Source organism: Fodinisporobacter ferrooxydans (genome assembly GCF_022818495.1).
GTDB lineage: Bacteria > Bacillota > Bacilli > Tumebacillales > MYW30-H2 > Fodinisporobacter > Fodinisporobacter ferrooxydans.
This window is the reverse complement of the sequence record NZ_CP089291.1, coordinates 1,987,198-2,006,495: the sequence shown is the minus strand read 5'-3', so window position 1 is coordinate 2,006,495 and position 19,298 is coordinate 1,987,198. Positions and strand designations below refer to the sequence as shown.

14 protein-coding genes and 2 pseudogenes are annotated in these 19,298 nt (G+C 45.1%); 3 read left to right on the top strand and 13 right to left on the bottom strand.

The genetic code is table 11. The features are described 5' to 3' along the window. Nucleotides 1-15: 15 nt before the first annotated feature. The 4 genes from LSG31_RS09675 to LSG31_RS09660 all read right to left on the bottom strand — a co-directional run bounded on the left by LSG31_RS09675 (nucleotide 16) and on the right by LSG31_RS09660 (nucleotide 6,585). A complete protein-coding gene (locus LSG31_RS09675) occupies nucleotides 16-1,284 on the bottom strand; it encodes an ABC transporter substrate-binding protein (protein WP_347439062.1) in 1,269 nt (422 codons plus the stop codon). Nucleotides 1,285-1,363: 79 nt separating this feature from the next. Further along, a complete protein-coding gene (locus tag LSG31_RS09670; RefSeq protein WP_347439061.1) occupies nucleotides 1,364-3,511 on the bottom strand; it encodes an amylo-alpha-1,6-glucosidase in 2,148 nt (715 codons plus the stop codon). A 183-nt stretch (nucleotides 3,512-3,694) separates the two neighbouring features. Further along, nucleotides 3,695-4,738, bottom strand: coding sequence for a LacI family DNA-binding transcriptional regulator (locus LSG31_RS09665; RefSeq protein ID WP_347439060.1), 1,044 nt, complete (start codon nucleotides 4,736-4,738; stop codon nucleotides 3,695-3,697). 449 nt (nucleotides 4,739-5,187) lie between these two features. Next, nucleotides 5,188-6,585 (bottom strand): hypothetical protein, encoded by a 1,398-nt coding sequence (locus tag LSG31_RS09660; RefSeq protein ID WP_347439059.1) that lies wholly within the window; start codon nucleotides 6,583-6,585, stop codon nucleotides 5,188-5,190. A 347-nt stretch (nucleotides 6,586-6,932) separates the two neighbouring features. Here LSG31_RS09660 and LSG31_RS09655 point away from each other — a divergent pair. Next, nucleotides 6,933-7,445: pseudogene (locus LSG31_RS09655) on the top strand (response regulator transcription factor); the annotation flags it as partial. A 166-nt stretch (nucleotides 7,446-7,611) separates the two neighbouring features. Further along, complete coding sequence (locus LSG31_RS23330) at nucleotides 7,612-7,809, top strand: hypothetical protein (RefSeq protein ID WP_430734255.1); 198 nt, start codon at nucleotides 7,612-7,614, stop codon at nucleotides 7,807-7,809. A 137-nt stretch (nucleotides 7,810-7,946) separates the two neighbouring features. On the opposite strand, the gene LSG31_RS09645 is transcribed toward LSG31_RS23330, so the two are convergent. From LSG31_RS09645 to LSG31_RS09630, 4 genes are read right to left on the bottom strand one after another with little or no spacing between them, the layout of a single operon-like run. Further along, the gene (locus tag LSG31_RS09645) at nucleotides 7,947-8,456 is read right to left on the bottom strand and encodes a carbonic anhydrase (RefSeq protein ID WP_347439057.1); all 510 of its coding nucleotides are present in this window, start codon (nucleotides 8,454-8,456) and stop codon (nucleotides 7,947-7,949) included. A 17-nt stretch (nucleotides 8,457-8,473) separates the two neighbouring features. After that, nucleotides 8,474-8,839, bottom strand: coding sequence for a Na-translocating system protein MpsC family protein (locus LSG31_RS09640; RefSeq protein WP_347439056.1), 366 nt, complete (start codon nucleotides 8,837-8,839; stop codon nucleotides 8,474-8,476). 46 nt (nucleotides 8,840-8,885) lie between these two features. Next, a complete protein-coding gene (locus LSG31_RS09635; RefSeq protein WP_347439055.1) occupies nucleotides 8,886-11,555 on the bottom strand; it encodes a DUF2309 domain-containing protein in 2,670 nt (889 codons plus the stop codon). Further along, nucleotides 11,552-13,084, bottom strand: a complete 1,533-nt coding sequence (locus LSG31_RS09630; RefSeq protein ID WP_347439054.1) for an NADH dehydrogenase subunit 5 — start codon at nucleotides 13,082-13,084, stop codon at nucleotides 11,552-11,554. The genes LSG31_RS09635 and LSG31_RS09630 overlap by 4 nt, the downstream gene beginning before the upstream one ends. 681 nt (nucleotides 13,085-13,765) lie before the next feature. Here LSG31_RS09630 and LSG31_RS09625 point away from each other — a divergent pair. Continuing rightward, complete coding sequence (locus LSG31_RS09625; protein ID WP_347439053.1) at nucleotides 13,766-14,764, top strand: Gfo/Idh/MocA family protein; 999 nt, start codon at nucleotides 13,766-13,768, stop codon at nucleotides 14,762-14,764. A 460-nt stretch (nucleotides 14,765-15,224) separates the two neighbouring features. Here LSG31_RS09625 and LSG31_RS09620 read toward each other — a convergent pair. From LSG31_RS09620 to dapA, 5 genes and pseudogenes are all read right to left on the bottom strand, one after another. After that, nucleotides 15,225-15,368, bottom strand: a pseudogene (locus tag LSG31_RS09620) (short-chain dehydrogenase); the annotation flags it as partial. A gap of 329 nt (nucleotides 15,369-15,697) precedes the next feature. Beyond that, nucleotides 15,698-16,855, bottom strand: coding sequence for a sialidase family protein (locus tag LSG31_RS09615; protein WP_347439480.1), 1,158 nt, complete (start codon nucleotides 16,853-16,855; stop codon nucleotides 15,698-15,700). Between the two features lie 69 nt (nucleotides 16,856-16,924). Continuing rightward, nucleotides 16,925-17,476 carry a FumA C-terminus/TtdB family hydratase beta subunit gene (locus LSG31_RS09610; protein WP_347439052.1) on the bottom strand — a complete coding sequence of 184 codons (552 nt, stop codon included), beginning with the start codon at nucleotides 17,474-17,476 and terminating at the stop codon, nucleotides 16,925-16,927. 22 nt (nucleotides 17,477-17,498) lie between these two features. Next, nucleotides 17,499-18,341, bottom strand: coding sequence for a fumarate hydratase (locus LSG31_RS09605; protein WP_347439051.1), 843 nt, complete (start codon nucleotides 18,339-18,341; stop codon nucleotides 17,499-17,501). 43 nt (nucleotides 18,342-18,384) lie between these two features. Then, on the bottom strand, nucleotides 18,385-19,284 hold the full coding sequence (dapA, locus tag LSG31_RS09600; protein WP_347439050.1) for a 4-hydroxy-tetrahydrodipicolinate synthase: 900 nt from the start codon (nucleotides 19,282-19,284) through the stop codon (nucleotides 18,385-18,387). Nucleotides 19,285-19,298 lie beyond the last annotated feature (14 nt).

The window sequence follows — 19,298 nt, the reverse complement described above, 5'->3', positions numbered from 1 at the left end:
ATCCGTGTCATGGTATTATTGGTTCGCCTGACTGTCGAGAGTTTGTTGAGCTTGAGAAAGCACTTTGGAAGGCGCCATGCCTTGCAGCACACCCGCTTCAGTAGCTTTGTTGATCGCATCCACAAAATTTTGTCCATACGTTCCGAATTGATACGGAATCGCTTCTTTTTCACCATCTACAAAAGCTTTGTATGCCGGTTTTTTTTGCAAGAACGCACTTTGCTGGCTGATGCGGGATGGGATCGCAAGACCGGAATCCGCCGTCATTTTTTGCGCCTCTTTGCCGGTCATGAAGAATAATAGTTTTGCGGCCGCATTCGGATGTTTTGTCGCTTTCGCCATTGAATAGCTGACCGTATATGTCATGTTGCCCGCTTTCCCGTTTTCCGCCGGGAATGGAGCGATTCCGTATTGCAAATTTGGAGCGGACTGTTTCAGGAATGGTATCACCCACGCACCCTCGGCAACCATTGCCACTTTGCCTTGGGAGAACGGAATGCCTGCCCAATCGCCGCCCAAATCTTTTGGCGCCACGATATTTTTGTTCTTCATATTATCCATGTAGAACGCCAAGCCCTTTTCATTCGCCGCATTGGTGAATGTAACTTTGTTGGCAGAAACATCGTAATAGCTTCCCCCAAAATCAGTCACAAACGGATAATAGCGTGCGACGTCGATCGGCATGGAAAGGGGTACGATATGTTTCGCTTTCAACAGTTCCGCGTCTTTCTGGAATTCGTCCCATGTCGCAGGCGGTGCGGTGATTCCGGCCTTGGCAAAAAGATCTTTGTTGTATTCCAGCGCCATCGTGTTGATGTCTTTCGGCAATCCGTACGTGCTGCCTTTCCATTGAAATGCTTTCAACGCAGCCGGAGCAAAATCTTTCGTATCGATATTTGCCTTCTTGATATAGGAATCCAACGGCATGAGGGCGCCGGAAGATTCAAGAGTCGGCGCATAGGAAGCGTCCACATAGAAAATATCCGGCGCGGTATGGGACGCAAGCATCGGCTGCATCGCTTGCAAGTAGCTTCCGGTCACAACTTGTGTCTTGACTTTGATATTCGGATTTGCTTTCTCAAATGCCGCAATTTGCTCATCCACCAATTGTTTCTCAGCCGGACTTGATGCCCACATGCCTAATTTCAACGTAACCGGACTGGAACCAGACCCGGAATTGCCGCTTGATCCCGTTCCCGTATTCGAGGCGGATCCACATCCTACTACGGCTGTACTGGCTAACAAACCTATTACGATTAAATTGATTCCCGCTTTCTTTTTCATCTTGCTTGACCTCCTTGTTTTTGTCGTTTTTATGCAATGAAGATTGTAATTCGATTGATCCATGCGAAACATCTGAACACTATCTGTGAATACACCCGTTCATTAGCACCACATCAAGACCGGTTGTATTTTCCAAAACAACGCACTTCACCGCTCCATCTGCCGTACTGCGCTCGACGTTGATCGCCAGGGTGCCGTTGTGAATCCGCAAATTTCGTATTCGCAAGTTGTTCACACCCTTGATCAGCTGCGGATTCAGGTAGATTTTTCTCTGCAAACAGGAAGGAAACAGCCCCAACATCGTCTGCAACAGAACAGGTGCCGTTCCTGCCGCCCAGGCTTGTGGCGAGCAAGCGACCGGATAGGGAACAGGATCTCCCTGTTCAAAGTCAAATCCGCAGAATAATTCCGGCAAACGGCGATACTCAAAGGATTTGGCTGCCCGGAAAAGGCCTTCGATCACCGTATTTGCCTGTGCATGCAGACCATATTTTTTCATTCCGAGTGCGATCAACGAGTTGTCGTGAGGCCAGACGGAGCCGTTATGATAACTCGCCGGATTGTAGGGAACTTCAGAAGAAGCCATCGTTCGAATCCCATATCCGGAAAACATCAGAGGCCCTGTCAATACTTCAGCGACACGTTTCGCTTGTTCTTCCCGATAGATCCCGGACCACAAGGCATGACCGGGGTTGGATGTCACTGTGCCAACCGGTTGTTTTTCTTTATCCAAAGCGACGGGAGGAAAATCCAGGGAATCACACCAGAAATCTTGTTGGAATTTCTGTCGCAACTGTTGCGCGAATTGACTAAGTTTGCGAGCTTGTTCGATACGGCCCATATGTTCAAATAAAACTGCCAACTTTTGAAACGCGTCATAGACATACCCTTGAACTTCGATAAGCGCAATCGGCGCTTCGGCGAATCGACCATCTGCATGACGAACCGAATCGCCGGAATCTTTCCAGCCTTGATTGGCAATTCCTTTTGAAGACTCCTGATAATACTCGACATAAAAATCTTGATCACGGTCTCCGTATTGAAAGATCCAATTGATTGCCCCCTCGACTTGCGGCAGCAACTGTGTCACAATCGACTGATCGCCTGTCCACTCTACATATTCTGCCAGCAGTACGAGAAAAAGGGGAGTCGCATCGATCGTTCCATAATAAGGCGTATGCGGAATGGTATTCGTATTGGCAAGCTCTCCATAGCGGATTTCATGCAGGATTTTGCCAGGCTGTTCATCCCGCCACGGATCGATTTTCGTCCCAGGATAATCTGCCAAAGTAAGTAAAGTGCTGCGGGCAATCGATGGATTCATGATCAATGTTTGAATCGCCGCAATAATGCTGTCCCGCCCGAATGGAACAGCATAAATGGGCGTTCCGGCAACCGGGAACCAACCATGTCCAAGATCTGTCAGAAGAACGCGTATATCCTGAATGCTGCGATGGATCCATTCGTCAAATTGTTCGTTGTCCGATTCCACTTGCACACAGGAATTGCGCCATGTTTCATAGGAAGACTCCAGTTCTGCCAGCGCCTCCTGATCTGTCTTCGGCGCAATGGCTTGCTTCACGCTTCCATCTTCGATCTCCGGTTGGATCGCAATCCGAAACACGCATGTCTGACCAGCCGGCAGCCGTACATGAAAAACACTTCTTACAACCATACGGTCTTCATCGACAATCTTGCTTTGTACCGGTGCTTGGTCAAACACAATTTTCGTCGCCCGCTTCACTTGATCGGAGCCTGTATAACGAAATGTCACTTCCCTTGGCTGAATGTCGGGTTGCCGCATTTCGCCACGATTCCCATGCTCATAGCCGCGCACTGCAAACATGTCGAGGAAGTCAGCGGCCAAATCCACATGCATCTCAAATTCCGCGTGCTCGACTCCACGATTGTCAAATTCAATTGTTTCATAGAAAACGTCTTGATAGATCCAGCGTTGTCTTGTCCACAAAACGGAATCAGCCCGCAAGATGTGCGCATCTCCATGACGTACTTCCCGATTTGTATAGATCAGCTTCCCTTTGTAATTTTGGTCGGCAGCCGAATGCAACAAATAAAAGGGAACATCCGTGGTCGAAATCCTATATTCGCTTAAAAATCGCGTGTCTTTGGTGAATAATCCATATCCCTGCGCATGTTCTTGGGAAATATCCCCGGAATGGCTTGAAAAAAGAAACAAATTATCCTCTTTGATGATACGATGCTCCATCTCCACACCTCTTCTGCTAGTCTCTCCGTATAGCACACCATTTGTGCTTTCTTTTCTAAACAACTTTTCCTATTGCAAATCTCCCAAAACGTTTTCGGAAATATGCGAAAACGTTTCCGGTTTCTTTTTAAGCGGAACTACAAGAGTCGTTTTTCCGATTCTTGTTTTCCGCGCTCGAAGATTTTACATGCAATTGCCAGACATCCTGATGGTTTGAGGAGCCGCAGCCGTTGACTGGCCTTCATGCAAATAGGCCGGCAAGACGATCCGTTTGCCCGATTCCCCGTTCAAAATTCCGACAAGCAAATTCGCAGCCTGTTTTCCCATTTCATAACGATCTTGTACGACGGTGGTAAGCGACGGATACGTCATAAATGCCAAATCGATGCCGTCAAACCCCACTACAGATACGTCTGCGGGCACATGGCGGCCGGTCGAACGCAAATAATTCACCGCTCCCAATGCCATCAGATCACTCGCACAAAAGTATGCGGAGATCTCCGGGTCCCGGGATTCCAGTTCCTTGACGCCGTTTTCGCCATCGATTTGTTCAAAATTCCCATAATATACATAACGTGCATCAAACGCAATCCCCGCTTCTTCCAACGCCTGCAGGTATCCTTCAAAACGCTCCTGGCTGACGGCCGCCTGTTGATGGCCGTTGATAAAGCCAATTTTTTTATGTCCAAGTTTGCACAAATGCCGCATGGCCGATTTTGCTCCATGCACGTTTTCTGAAGAAACAGAGCCGTATACAGAACCGACAAACGGAACGTCCAACATCACACACGGGATATCGGATTGAAGGATGTCATGAAGATAGATATCATCCAGGCGAATTCCCATCAAAATCGCACCGTCAACCTGTCGCGCCTTGCATAAATCGGCATACGATGTTTCCCTTTGCTCGGCTGAAGATACGGTAAACAAAATCACATCATACCCTAACTCATTGGCACGATCATGAACTCCGCACAAAATATCAAACATAAAGTGATGGCCTTTTCGCGACTTGCTTAGGTCCTCTACAACCAAACCAACGGAATGCGTTTTCTTCATCACCAGCCCGCGCGCCAACGTACTGGGCTGATATCCCAGTTCTTTGGCGATCTCATGGATTTTGCGCTTGGTTTCCAGACTCACATCCGGATAACCGTTCAATGCCCGGGACACGGTCGTGATCGAGACACCTGCTTGTTTGGCAACGTCCCGTATTGTCACAGGCATGTCGCTTCCGTCCTTTCCGCTACTTTTTCCGCTCTTTTCGAGCAACCTTTTTCTAGCATTCGCAACCTTCTCTAAAACAGTTTTCAATGATTCCAACCTTTTATCCAAAACGTTTTGGTTACAAAGTATTATATGCTGAAATCGATTTCTAATGCAAGAACCAATTTTTTGCCTTGCAAGCAGTGATACGAAGTGCGCATGTACCGAATAAGTTTTCACGCATATCGAAAGCCAGCCTGCTCGGGCTGGCTTTCTTCTATTCTTCATTTGGATAAGAAGGCGGCGGCGGAATCACATCAGTATCTGACTTAAAGATACATTGTTCATCCACATGGTTTTCACTCTCCATTCCATCTAAAACCCATCATTGCCATGTGGCTTTGCTTTCATACATATTTATGTCCCATTATTTATGTTCTATTATTGAAGTGTATTTTTATCGAAATCTCTTACCAAACTCCAGGTTGTGTGAGTGAATAGTTGGCAGTATCAGGTTTATACCATTTTATACTGACGCTCGATGCAATGCCGTCGTCCGAATTTTTTTGAATGAACTTTGGAGCAATGGGCGTATTCCCGATTTCAATAATTGTATTGTCCGGGTCAGGCGTATAAAATGTTATGCCGCGCAGATCGTCAATCGTCGGGGTAAAGGTGCCAAAAACCGGGTCCCTTACAGCCGAAATATGAATGATTCTTTGGTTGTTTTTATGTGCAACCGAATAGTGAAGGAACCGTTCCGTCACATTGTATTTTAACAATCGGCTTGTACGGGCGACCAAAATTTTCCCATCATGATACTCGCGCGCCAATAGCCGCAATCGGTCTCTGGCATTCTGCGGCAGCGGCAATACCGTGTTATCCGCACAAAAATGTTGTGCCAAAATGGCATATTGATGATGCGCGATGATTGCACGCAAATGTTTGGGAGAAAGTTGTCTTGCCAAATCATCCACGCTCCACAGCCACCGAATCACTCCCGGACGTCTCTCCCTGCCGTTGGTGTAACGCCAAAATCCCCATACTTCACGTCCATCCGGAAGCTTTACCGGATAAATCATGCTTTGATGTCCAAATACGCTGCTATTGCGATCCGTCCATACAAATTTTATGCCATAGGGAATGAGCAGATCCGTATGATAGTAAGGCGAGTGAGGAAGCGCCCCTTTTTGATAGTTATAGAATCTACTAAAACCGTAGGATCCGAAATTGTCGACATTGGATTGATTTCCATGATCAATCCAAACGGTTACTTTGTCATGGGCTGCTTGCAGCGCTTGGATTGCCTGGACCGCAAGTTTTCTTGTAAATCTCGTTTGTGCGTGGTTTTTCATGTTAAAATCTCCGTACGTATGCATGCTGTCCAGCCAGCCGTCATGAATATACGCATCGATGATTTTGGCTCCGTAACGGGTATCGCCCACACCTTTAAAGTAAGTAAATTCTTTGCCGATCGGCGTATGGTGATCGTCAACGAACGCATGCAAATCGGAGCCATTATACATAAAGAAAGAATCAGCTATATCCAGACCCACTCCCCTACCCATCGGAGTCATTTGTGTCGTATTTAAAAATTCATGGATTAAGTTGAATTTGCGCAATGTTTCATGATCCGCGTCCGAGGAAATGGCCAACATTGCTTTATATGGAAAGGGGAATTTTCGCAATTCAATAATGATAGGATGCGATTTTGTCTGATGATTCGTGAAGGTATATATCGATTGTTTATCTTGCAATGACCGGAAAACAACGACGTTTGAAGATTTTATAGGAGTCAGCACCAAAAGCAAGACGAGGACGATAGCAGTAAGCAAACCGGCAAAAAGCAACCGTACGAATTTTTTCATATTTACACAATGACCCCTCGTTTTATATGATATCCAACCTATGATTGGCGTTTGCGACTGTCCTATTTATATATGACTGCCCTACTTATTTCACTTTAAGCGCGTGTTCAAAAAACAGCTTCTTCTTATTTGATTCTACTACAAAATACAACCGTTTCACACAAAAACCACATGATCGTCTAATCAGAGACGGACAATAAAAATCAAACGCCACTTGATTTGACACAAATGGCATGGCTGCCATCTTTGTGGTATCGTTACAAGTAGATGTATCCAATGATCCGATTTCAGGCCGCGGCAATAGGAAGCGGTAAATATGAAGGAGCTTGCGTTTCGTGATATCGAAGGAAACCATTTTAGTCATTGATGACGGCAAAAATATCCCCATTATCTTTGTGACTGCCAAAAGCGAAGATATAGACATCATCCAAGGGTTGTCCGTTGGTGCGGATGACTATATTACAAAACCGTTTAACCCAATGGAACTGGTGGCAAGAGTGAAATCGAATCTCCGCAGGTATCTGGCGCTCCAAGGATATCGCCCTTCCGAAAGTAATGACAAAATGGCGCTGGATGAATTGACCATCCATTTCAAGACACATGAAGTAACAGTCGGTGACAAAGAAATAAAATTGACCCGCAGAGAATTTGCTATTTTGGAATTACTGGCTCGAAACAAGGGTATTGTACTTAGTATTGAACAAATCTATGAACGTGTATGGAATGAGCCTTTTCTGGGTTCCGAGAATACAGTAATGGTTCATATTCGAAAGCTGCGGGAAAAAATCGAGCCGAATCCCAAAGAGCCAAAGTACATTAAAACCATTTGGGGTGTAGGATACAAACTGGAAAATAAATGAGGAATACGATGAAACTTGGTGTAAAGCTTCTGATTGCCACTCTTTTTTCTTTTCTGCTTTCTTCTCTGACATTTTTAATCCTTTCCCATTTTGCGATAAACACCTATTTATCGAGTGTCAAAACAATTTATCTATTTGGACAAAAAAAGAAAAGCCCGGCAAAGAGTTGTTCAGGCGTATTGGAGTCACAATTGAATATCCCGGTTTTTATCCAAATCTGACAGCGAAAGAAAACCTTTTATACAATGCCAGGATGATGGGCGTCAAAGAAAAACGAATGGATGAATGGAGCTTGCTCATGCCGACGTTTGTGATTTTCCTGATTGCCTCAATCGTCATTACGAAGAAGCGGGATATTCATTAAGCAATCCAAAATGCAGCAGCTTGGGGATTTTGCAAGTGTCTTAACTCAACCCAATGCCACGATCGATACGAAACCCGGAAAATTCGACACGACCTGGTAGGTGCAATTTCCCGGGTTCATTAAACTGGAATGGTTGCTTAGCAAACGCCGATTTCTGATAGCTGTCCATTCTCCTTGTTCATTAGTAATCCCTGAACCCGAACATAAGACGGCATCAGCGGATGATGACGAATGATTTCGACACTTTTCCGTATGCCCTCGGTTGAAGTTTTGCTTCCCTCCAGCCATTCGCTCAGAGTAACGCCAGGGAATTCCGGCGTGCAATTCTTAAACAAATACTCCACTGTCTGTATGTTCTCCTGTAATCCTTCGTTCTCAAATATTTTATTGAGCAAATCTTGTGCATCGACCGGTTTTTTTCGATCATCTGCCGTGCCGACAACAAAAATTTCCTCGGCATTTTCCTGATAAACAGCAATGATGATGTCTCGCATGAGGTCACTAAAGGATTGAGAAATCTCTGGTCCGTAAATTTGCAAGAGCAAGATGTTTTCTGAATGAATATGGGTCACTTGCCGCAAGAATTGTTCCGGATCGTGATCCATTCCGATCACAAACAGCACTTTTTTGTTTTCATCGGAATCCATCAACTTACCTCCTCATTTTATAAAAATTTGCTTGACAAATCACTCGAAAGTCTAAAAATTATGATTCGCTCTCCGGTACGTGTGCTAAGATCGGTATGAAAACTCACGATTTCTTCACCCGTTATATTTAAAATAATTTCCTTTAGATCTTCTATGCCTGATTCCACCAGACTGGTTCTGGTATTTTTTATAGACAGCAGACCATCTTTATCTTTACAAAGTGAATATTCGGCAGGTGTCAATATGCCGCGCAAAGTAACAATAATCATATCCCGCAAAATATCCGACTTGACAGTCAGAGAACCGCGTCCAAGATATTCTTTCTCCCATTGGGTTAAAGCTTTGCTGATTTCAGATTCCAACATGCCTTTTGATTTATTCATAGTGACGTTTTCCTTTTTTAACCGTTTTAATTTTCATGTGTGACAGTTATGACCAACTCTCCCAGTATCCTTCAGGATCAATGGTCGCAAGCCGAATCCATCCGTTTTGAACTTTTTGGCGGAACGAGGGATCCTGATTTAACAATCGTTTCACATACTCCCGTGGCGCTTCGATGAGCACCAGCAACCGCAACGGAGCATGATACGCCTCTTGATCCGATTTCATGACGGACTGCCAGGGAAGTCCGGCCAGCAAATCACTTGCGTTTCCCTGCATGACGCCGATACCGGCAGTAATGGTTTGGGTAGCTTTATTCCCGCTGCCATAATAATTCGGCGCAACGGTCGATGCGTAATACTGCAGGTTTATCCATTGGGCCACCGTTGCCGGCCCTGCGATAATGCCGGCAAGCAAAGTCCCGTCATGATCCTTCCACCAGTCATAGTTGTGCAGAAAGGCTCTCCCGTCCAAATTGCAATCCTTTGTAAGCCGGCGGTCACCAATGATACATGCAGCGTTACGCGCCAGCCCCCATTCCGGACGCACCTCGCTCCAATCTTCCGCCAGGCGTTGCATCTCCGTCTCCGGTTTTTCAAAACGGGAACCGAGACGGGGCAATTTCATCAATTGCTCTTCGTTTACATTATAACGAACTTTTGGCAACACGGCCTGGATTCGGTCAAATGCTTCTTGAGCCGCATCGGACAGTTTGGGCACATACAGCCAACGCAATTCATTCCCTGTCGTTATATGCTCGGCCGCCGCGAAAACCGTGTCTTCCGGAATGGAGATTCCTTCTTTTGCAAGAGTCTTTCTTACCTTTGGAAGGTTGCACAAAGTTGCCAGGACCCGGGCGTTAAAAGCGCCCGACACTCCTCCGCAAGCGCCACAGTCCAATGCGGCGGCATAGGGATTGTTGGTGCTGTGGCTTCCATGCCCGCAAATCACCACGAATGGAGCAAAATGATCAGTCAGTCCCATCATTTTCAGGGCTTGTCGTACATAGCGCACTTTCTCGTCTTCAGAAAAGCCGATCGGCAATTCCTTTTCCGTACACACGCGGTCCAGCGAGAGTTCCGTAGCCGGTTTACGCAGCCATGCTTGCCGGATCCGGCGGAAAACCCGCCCTCCGCCACGCGGAAAAAAGCTGCGCACCAACATTTGCAAGCTAAGCCATGGGCCGCTTACCTCCGGCAGCAATAAGCTGGTCGGCAGATTTTGTTTCATCGACTGAAACGTACGATTGATTGCATGTACTGCCTGTCGACGTTGTTGATATTGTATGAATTGAAACTCGGAAGAAGACTCATTTACTTGGTGCTGCGGTTTAAGCATAACCGGCAAGGAGGGATGCCCATGTTCGCCGCCAAGTTCACGTATCTCGATCGGCAATCCGAAAAAGCCGGCAACTCCATACGTTTCAAAAGGACCGGCTTCTTCAAGCTTGCGGCGAAAGGGTTCGGAACGCACATCAATACAAAATGCAAATTGCGCCAACACATGCTTTCCCTCATCAGATACAAGCTGTTTTGACGTGATCATCTCTTTTAATCGCTCTTCGTATGTTTGCTCCCAGGCTTCCAGCCAGAGGCGTTTGCGGAGGGAGTCATCAAACCGATGCGCGAGAGCCAAACGTCCTTTTTGTTCGGATGAAGATAGCTGCGACCAAGCTTCGATCGGCATGTCACCCCAATGGGTCCACGCCGCAACCAATGGAACCAAATGCGGCGTATCCTCAGATTTTTGCTCTGACAAGGGCAGATACGGTTGAATCAAGACCCACTCCATGGAAATCCGGACAGCCAAATATTCTGTTAGAAGGAAATGTTCCTGAGCCGAATGTTGCGAGTGCCAAAGCATCATTCCCGCCCACCCCGGCAAGGAAAGCAAATGCGCCTCAAGATAGCTTTGAATCTGCTCCTGCGGGATTTCAAGTGCCGACAACGCTTCTTTTAGAGCGGCATCTGCCTCTTGCGGCCAATCTTTTAATCGCCGGCGCAGCGAACGACGAAGTGCCGGGTCGTAGGGAACAAGCCGGCGCCAGGCGCGATAGAAACCTTCCTCGCGATTTGGCAGCGACCAGGCCGCCTGGGATCGATCCAAGAACAACTTGCACCATTTGATTACGTGGCGATCAAGATCTTGGGCCACCCTCTCGCCGACTCGCCTTTCCAAACGCATGCTCCATGTCTGGATTGGACGCTTCTCGTTTATCTGCCATTTCAATCCACTCAGTTTCTCTGCGATACTCTTCAACTCAGTAGCTTCCGACAGACGGGGCGGCAACTCATCCAGTTGCAGTGCAGCCCGGCAAAATCCCTCCGCAACCTCCCTTGGCAAATCAAGAGGCTGCAAATCAAGCCAATGTTGCAATCCTTTTTCCAGAATATCCGGATCGATCTCGCCCCGATTCTTCGCAGCCTTCAACATGGAAACGCTCGGATACAGATCCACGCCACGAATCTCTTTGAGAAAGCGAGCCGCCTGTTCAAATGACTGTTCTTCCAGTCCCTGCCAAGGGTGGCGCGCCGCAAACGTGGCAATCGGTCCAAGCGGTGCGATGACTCGGCTGGCGGCCTTCACCAACTCGCCAGTATCAAGACCGGAATTCCGATCAGGTTCAGGATTAAGGTCAATGTCAAGACGAAAGGAATCAGACGGCAAAATTTCCTTTTGCAATTCGGATTGATCGGGTAATGTCAACGTTCCATTCATCGCTTGCTCCCTCCTTGAGACAGACTGAATCCAAGATGCTTCGGATGACTTTCGACCAAATCGCGATGGGTCTCGCCCAATCGGACAAGCCACAAGTAGAGTACGGCAAAAGGGGCAGAATGGCGGCGGGATACCCAAACACCTATCGCTCCGCTTGACAACAATAAGAAAAGAACCAAAACGACTGCTGATGTGGGTGGTTCGATTCCTTGCCGGACGGTTTCGTGCAACAACCCGTAAAAAGCGTCATGGACGATGCCGAATACGATTGCCGCTCCAGCCAATAGGGAAATTCCCGCAATCCGCCCGATGCGCCCGTAACCAAAAGCCACGAGTTGTATCCAGGCAAACCACACAGATCCCACCAAGATTAGAGCGCTAATCCATTGATAAACCCCTCCATTGTCAATTGACCAAAAACCAATCCCCGCTAAAAGACCCGGAACACCGCCCGTCATGATCCATAAAAATGACGAGAGCGGTGTCGCGCCCATCTTTGGCTGGTTGTGATGTATGGCTGAGCCAGCCTGTAAGAAAAGAGCGGATTTGAACAGACCGTGCAACACGGCATGAATAATAGCCGCCAAATAAGCGCCTAATGCACACTGAATCAGCATAAATCCCATCTGTGCAATCGTGGAGCCTACCAACTGTCGTTTATAGTCGACTTGGACCAAAATAATTCCAGTCCCCAGCAAGACCGAAATACCAGAGAGAACCATCAAAAACACCTGGGACAAACCGCCGTTAAAAAGCGGCGCGAAACGCGTCAGAAGAATTCCGCCGGCATTCACCAAACCCGCATGCATCACTGCGGAGACGGGCGTTGGGGCAACTACAGAGTCCAGCAACCAGCGTTGGAAAGGCCATTGTGCCGCCGGAATCGCAACAGCAACGATCAATAGCAGGCATATGCCGGTTCTCTCCCATGAACCCAAATGCGCCAGTCCGCCTTTGGCAAACACAAGGGATAACTGCCAATGTCCCGTGACTTGCGCAAGCCAGGTTAGCGCCGTCAACAAAACCAGCCAGCTAAGTGCATACAGTCGGCCAGAAAGGACGGCCGCGGTTCTGGCCACTTGCCACTCTCGATTTAACCCTATGAGCAATGTCAGCCCCAGAAGTGTAGCACCCCAGCACGCCAACAGAAGGCGAAGATCATTGCTTGACCAGGCAACTGAAACGGCACCCGTGGTAAGTGTCAAGAGCGCAAAGTATTTTCGATAATGGCGGTCGCCAAGCAAATAGCGTACGGAATAGCGCTGCACGATCAAACCGATTGTAAGGACAAACAAAACCGTCAGCCATGCAAGGGGATCAAAGCGCCATGGGCCAAACATCCCATTCCCATGGTTCGTGACAAGAGACAAGAGGGCAACCAGCGGAGGCAGCCCGCATAGACCGACATGAATGCGAACAAAACTCAAAGAAATACGTGGATGCAACAGGATCAGCGCGCTAAACGCACAAACCGCTAGCGACACAAAAAACGCTGCCGGCAGCAACAAAAAATTCAACGGAATGAACATCCAGCACCCCTCCATCAAAAGGATATACCCGCAACTGCTAAAATTTTTGATCCAATACGGAAAGCAATGTAAAACAAGTTGGCAACACGAATTGCTTTCATTTGGCTTTTTTCTTCTGTGTTTTTCCTTTTATTGTGTTGCTCTCGTATTTTCCCAACAAAAAAACCGACAAGTCCAAAATTTAACGGCCATTGTGAAAACCATTAAATTCTGAAAATTGTCGGTTTACTGTCAACTAACCAAAATCGGTTTTTTGAGTAGTCTACCTAAGGATATTCAGTTTGTATTCAGCTTTGTTTGTATTCACCTTTATTTGCAACGATCCGAACTTTATTTTCAACATTTATGATATCGCGGGTAATGATTTACAAAAAGGATTTTACCCTTTATTGAACATCCTGTCAAGGCGCGGACATCGGTGGAAAAGTCGGAATGCAACCTGTCAAGTTTCATGATATACTTGCTTTTAAGTGAAAGGAAGGGTCTACGTAAATTCCAATTGAGTGCGTGTTCAATAAGTGGTCAAGTAAGACACAAGGAGTGCGAAGCCGAAGCACGAAAAGCCGACGGAGTGTACGTGTTTGGTGCATAAGCAAAGCTTTTTGGGATTCGGCAAAGCAATCCGCCGTGGAGTTTTGACTACTTTTTGAACATCCTCTTTAACAAGAGAGGTGTAAAGTTATGTTACGAGTAGCTTTATTAAGCAGATGGCATGTACATGCCGATGAGTATGCGGGATATGCAAAGGAGAATCCGAATGTAGAAATTGTAAAGGTCTGGGATGAAAAGGAAGCAAGAGGCATGCAATGGGCCAGGGAACTCGGAGTTCGTTTTGAGCCACAAATAGCGGACATATTCAATGATCGCTCAATCGATGCGGTAATAGTGGCTGCACCCACAGTTATGCATAAAGAAATCATTTCGCGCGCTGCAATGGCCGGCAAACACATATTCACCGAAAAGATTCTGGCTTTTACTGTTCATGATTGCAATGCTATCTATGAAGTTGTAGAAAAAAACAATGTGAAACTTATGGTTTCACTGCCTAGACTTATGGAACCCTATTTTTTGTATGCGCAAGAGGCTATCCATAGCGGGCTGGTTGGCAAAGTTAATACTTTGAGATGTAAGGTTGCTCATGATGGCGCATTGCCTGCTGAAAATAATCCCAATGGGTGGTTGCCGGAATCCTTCTTTGATGAAGAACTGTGCGGCGGCGGAGCTTTCGTCGATTTTGGAGCGCATCCCATATATATAACGAACCGTTTGGGCGGAGAAGTTAAACATGTTTCAGCCAATTTAAGTAAATTTAAAAATGACAAGGTAGATGATAACTCTGTCGTATTCGTTGAATATACATCTGGTGCCATAGGGATATTGGAAGCATCCTTTGTAACCAGAAAGTGCCCCTTTATCCTGGAGATTTTTGGAACGGAAGGAACGATTCGTATTGAAGATAGCCATGTAAAAATAAGAAGCACAAGGATTCATGACGGCCAATGGTTTGAACCTCAATTACCTGAAAGAAAACCAATGGCGTTTACTCAATGGATAGAATCAATTATTCATGATACAGAGACTGACATCAAAAAGGAAGATGTCATCCGATTAACGGAAATGAATGAATTAGCAGCAAAATCTCACCAAGAAGGCAGAAGAGTATTTAAAAATTTAAATTAAATCATGATATGAAATAATCCCTCGTTTTATACTTGATCTAATTGGCATTCTTAACTGCCTTAGTAAATTTCCGGCTTAAATATCTTATATATTAGTATCTGTCCCTTTTCAGCACACGATCTTTTTTGTTTTTTATTGTTATTTTATACGCAAGGAGATAAGAGTTAAATCACACGGTAAGCGGATTGCAAGAAGAAAATTCCGAAAAATTTGTAGCATGAATCTTTGAGTCGAAGAAAACTTTTATGGCAGGTGCAGGTCGCTCTCGATTCATAACGGTAAAAATTCATCGACGAGCATGCGAGAGTAGAAATCGCCTCGCTACTTGGGGCCGTAGCCAAAATCATGCGTGCTATGCCAAGTTTATTTAACACTTCAGCTGCATTGGATGTCGTTGTATCAATATATGCATGAGCCCCAAGTTGCGTTTTTCCATCTTATTTAATTGTGTTTTTTCATATTATTCAATAGTGTTTTTCATCGCGTAGTACATGTTCCTTGCATATTCATCCACTTCGTCTCTCGATATACGCAGGCGGGCTTCTGATGTACCATAACCAATCTCCGTTTTCGCTTCCTTGAGTCCTTTAAAAATCCCGTCCGCAATTAGACTACTTAATGGACCTGACATAAATCACCTGTCCAACCCGATCAATGTGTTCTCTGATGGCTTTGTGGGCAAGATGCGTTCCATCAACGACATCAAACAGATAAGGCATCATGTTCCGTTTCTCCAACATATCGATCCATGTATGGCCATCCGTTATAAGATCGGATTGAAAGGCAGTTTGTATAGTTGCATCACAAGACATTTACCTCCCTTTTTCATAACCATATTCATATATTAATTATAGCTATAGATATGGAATAAACAAATAGTGTTGCTAGCCAGCAAAATAAATTGCCAAATTGCATAACTTTGTAAAGAACTTATCAAGCTTTAATCCAATCCTCAGTAATACATACATACTTAATCCACCGTCTGAAATAGGTAAATGTTATATGGATTTTCCCATCAGGTGTTTGCTTTACAGATGGATAAGAGTATTCCCTATTTAATTTTTCCTTCGAATTGTTAGTCATGCAATAGCCATCGCCTACTTCTATATCTCTTATGAAGGGCCATGTCTTTCCTTCATCTTCTGAAACAGCGATTGACATCGGTGCTCTTGGCGCTCCCCAGAATGCCTTCTTTTTATCGACATTACTTTGCTCCATAACAATATTTTCTCTATCTTCCTCATCCTCAATGTCATCGTATAATGAAGTCCTACGCTCCGTACAGTTATCTGCATTCATGTTGTTAAAGACAAGGGCCAGGTGTCCATTGCTTAGTTTGGTAAATTGTATAGACGAATTGTTATTTGGCAATTCCGTAGGAACCGGATCCGTCCATGTTTTACCGTTATCCCTTGACCTGCTGACATATATTCTGTCCGCCCAGCGACTTCGAAAAAGGGCCAATAAAGTACCATCTGACAGCTTTTCTACATTCATATGGACGCATCCGATACTGTTAGGAACTTCATACTCCCTCCATGTTTTTCCCTCATCATTGGAAATTTTCACTGCACTGTAATCATTATCACCGACCCATTTTTCACCATATAATGTTTTACAATAAAACACCGGCAGAAGCCATTCTCCATTGTCTAAAACTACAATGGGTTGGCGTATAAAGATACCTGGGATATCAAATAAAGTCTGTATCCCTCCCCATGTATAACCATTATCATGAGAAATACGGTATCTAACCTCTGCCGTATCTTGATTGCCTGACTTTTGTGCAGTATATAGGATCCATAGTTTTCCATCCGGAGTTGAAAAGAGTACGGGATTTTGTTCTGATCTCGTGGGATCATCCGATAGTTTTACAGGAGTTGACCACTCCGACTCTCCTTTATTAAACCTTGACATATAAATTGATATATCTGGTATTCCTTCTTGTGTCCCCGAAAACCATACACATAAAAGATCTCCATTTTTTAAAGGCATAATGTTTGATGCATGGTTTTGTACACAAAAGGTTGGCAATAATGCTTCCACTCTTTCAGAGTCTGTCGGAACCTGATATAGTTTGCCTTCATTCATATCAATTGTTTTTTCTTTAGAATTTTTCAAGACAGTTCCTCCTCATGACAATTATCCATGCGCATTACTTCAACGCCGATATTTCTGAATCTCCTGTTCATATAAATCTTGCCCATCCGCATCGTAAGCAACCAACACGGGAAAATTCACGACTTCCAATTTCCGAATGGCTTCTGGTCCTAAATCTTCATAGGCCACAATTTCAACTACCTTAATACATTTGCTTAAAATGGCGGACAATCCTCCGATGGCGGCAAAAGAAACAGCCCCATATGTTTTACACGCTTCTTTGACAATCTCGCGACGCGGTCCTTTTCCGATCGTTCCTTTAACTCCATAGGCAAACATAGCCGGAGCATAAGGATCCATTCGGTAAGCAGTGGTAGGAGCAGTTGGCCCGATGATTTGACCTGGTTTCGGTGGGCAAGGCCCTGCATAAAAGATAATTTGCTGCCTAAGATCAACGGGCAGCGGCTCACGCTGCTCCAATAATTCCACCATTCGCTTATGTGCGGCATCCCTTGCCATATAAATGATACCGGTTAAATATACCTGATCCCCAATTCGGAGCTGATGAATTTGTTCATCGGTTAAAGGCGTTTCCCAATAATATTCGGCCATGTTTTCTTCCCATCTTTCCTTTTTAAATCACTGCCGACTTTTTACGGGCAGCATGGCATTGGATGTTCACAGCAACTGGTAAAGCGGTAATATGGCAGGCATATGTTTCTACAGCCACCCACAAGGCCGTATTGACTCCTCCTAATCCTTGAGGGCCGATCCCCGTCTTGTTGATTTCTTCTAATAATTCTTTTTCCAATTCAGCAATATGTGTTTCATGGTGATGTACACCGACTTCTCTTAATATAGCTTCCTTCGCAATGGCCGTTACCTTATCAAAACTGCCGCCAATGCCAACACCCACGATAACAGGTGGACAGGCTTTTCCTCCTGCTGCTTCTATGGTTTCTATTACAAATTTTTTAACTCCTTCTACTCCTTCACCGGGCAATAGAAACTTCATGGCACTCATATTCTCGCTTCCGCCACCTTTGGGTAAAAGAGTGATTTTAACTTGATCCCCTGGAACGATCTCAGTGTGGATCACAGCCGGTGTGTTATCATTGGTATTGACGCGAAGCAAAGGATCTCCAACCACTGATTTACGCAAAAACCCTTCCTGATAGCCTTTTCTTACCCCCGCGTGAATGGATTCCTGAAAAGAGCCTCCTGTAAGGTACACTTCCTGTCCCACCTCTACATAAACGACAGCCAATCCAGTATCATGACAGTAAGGCATATGTTCTGTGGCAGCAACCTCAGCATTTTCAATTAATTGATTTAGAATTGATTTTCCCAAAGGAGAAACTTCTCTTTGTTCCGCTTTTTTGAAACTATCAAGAATATCGAATGGTAAATAATAACATGCTTCCCAGCACAATCTGGCTACAGTATCCTTGATATCATCGACATGAATGGTACGCATCGCTTACTACCCCCTCTTTTTCTTTCATTGTTTTAAGAAGATTCTAAGGTGCAATGATAATCCCATCTTCAATATATTTTTGCATTACCTTTATTAGCTTTTGATGCGATTCTTCGGAAAGCGCTTCTACCGGAGAACGAGTGGGTCCGGCCGGTAATCCAATGATATTCATTGCTTCCTTTAACACAGACGGCAATGTTCCCCAATTCATGGCCGCTCGAAGCGCTCTTAATTGATCTTGGGCTTTTTCCGCCTCATGAATATTATCCAGCTTCCAGTTTTCATAAATTGACACAACTGCCTTGGGAAGAACATTCGCGGTTGATGCTATGGCTCCTTTCCCTCCAGCCATTAACGTGGGTAGAATCAGAGAATCCGTTCCTGCCATCACAGAGAAATCTGAATCGACATGGTCCAAATATCGTAGAATATTGTCAAAACTACCACTACTATCCTTAATTCCTACGATATTCGATATTTTCGATAACTCGGCTACAGTATTCGGTTGTAGGCTGTTGCCTGTCCGAGAAGGTATGTTATATAAAACAATGGGAAGTCTGGTAGTATCCGCAATGGATTGATAGTGTTTAATGAGTTCTTTTTGCGTATAAGTAAGAAAAAAGGGCGTAATGACCGAAACCGCATCTACACCGATAACCTCCAACTTATTAGACAATTTTATGGTTTCGGCGGTACTTATACACCCTGCTCCTACATATACAGGAACCCGTCCATTTACCTCGTCAACAACGATTTCGGCAATTTGGACCTTTTCATCAAAAGTTAATGAAAAAAATTCTCCATTTGTTCCAAAGCAAAATAATCCATGAACACCAGACTTGATTAATCTGTTAACTAACTGGCGAAGTCCCGGTTCATTTATCTCCTGTTCTTTCGTAAAGGGTGTAATCATCGCTGGAATTATGCCTGCAGGTTTAAGCATTTAACAAATTCCTC